Annotated in this window: 1 protein-coding gene and 1 pseudogene; both read left to right on the forward strand. The window is 50.4% G+C overall.

Annotated elements, in window-relative coordinates:
* Positions 1-117: 117 nt before the first annotated feature.
* Positions 118-1,017 (forward strand): hypothetical protein, encoded by a 900-nt coding sequence (locus NW838_RS01775; protein ID WP_414427385.1) that lies wholly within the window; start codon positions 118-120, stop codon positions 1,015-1,017.
* Positions 1,018-1,043: 26 nt separating this feature from the next.
* A pseudogene (locus NW838_RS01780) lies at positions 1,044-1,323 on the forward strand (macrocin O-methyltransferase); the annotation flags it as partial.

A 1,323-nucleotide genomic window follows, 5' to 3' on the forward strand; every position in this document is an offset into this window, starting at 1 on the left:
ATTATACATTATTTTCAGTATAGTTGAGCTTATTATTGACTAGAGTCATGCTCTCCAGCCACCCCTCAAATCCTTATTGGCTATAGTTGCGGCTGTCCGGAAGTGATAGCAGCAGACTTGCTGGACCTGCCGCGGCTGGAGCTGTATGTGGAAGAGGGGTTTGGGGATCCCTGTGCCCTGCTGCAGCAGAAGGGAGTGCCCGAGCGAATTCACGAGGTGAGAGGGGAGCCAGCCAGTTGGCCTAGTTTTGATGCTGTGGTGTGCACAGCTGAGGACTTGCAGCGGCTGGGGCGGCCTGTGAGGGCTAACTTTGCTTTTGTCTTGGCAGAGGACCACCAACTTCTTTTGGCCAATGCCAGTAAGTTAATGGAAGCAGTGTTGACTGGCTTTGACTTTGGCAAACTCAGGTTTTCGGTAAAGCTCTACCCAGACACCGTTTTTTACGAGAGGACGTATCTTAACTTTCCTGTGTTTCTGTCTAGTCAGGTGCAGACGGTTATCGACATCGGAGCTGGGGTAGGCCTTGGTAGCGTTTGTTTTCGGGGTTTCTGCCCTGAGGCGGCCATTCATTGTTTTGAGGTGGATCCCCTAGCTCTACACCTGCTGCGGCAGAATATTCTCAGCTTGGGCAACTGCTTTGTGCATCCGGTGGGGCTAGCGGGGCAGAATAGCTGCAGAACTTGTCGGCTCTGGCCGGAAGATCCTCAGGCCGAGTGGGGAGTGGAGCAGCTGCTCCCTTTCCGGGAAGCCAGGGCAGCCCTCAAGGAGTTGGGTTTGGAGCCCATCGATGTGCTCAGGGTGGCTACAGGTGGAGAGGAGGTGGAGGTGTTGACCAGCTTGCAAGAGCAGCTCAAAGACATCAAGGTGATTTACGTGGAGTTTACTTCTGAGCAAGACCGCAAGCAGATTGACCAGATGTTGGATCCCTCTCATCTCCTCTGGCAGGGGGAGATCATAGCCGGTCAAAAGGGAGCTCTTTGCTACATAAACAGATTTCATCTTTTCGACAAGAAGTAAGGTCTTAGAGAGGAGAGATAGAAGTCATGAACTCAACTATCATCGTTACAGGTGCCGATAGCAAGTTTTTTGAATTGGTTCAGGGAACTATTCTCTCTATTCGAGAAAAGCCACAGGGCAACTCTGTAGATATTGGATTTTTTGATGTAGGGTGTACGCCAGAGCAGTTGCAATGGATAGGTCAGTACGTTGACTATATCGTAGAGCCAGATTGGAATTACAACGTTCCTGATGTCGATAAACAACCTAGGTACCTCAAAGCGCTGGTCTCTAGACCTTTTTTGCCTGAATATTTCCCAGGTTATG

Source organism: Synechococcus sp. R55.2, from assembly GCF_047462075.1.
Classification (GTDB): Bacteria; Cyanobacteriota; Cyanobacteriia; order Thermostichales; family Thermostichaceae; genus Thermostichus.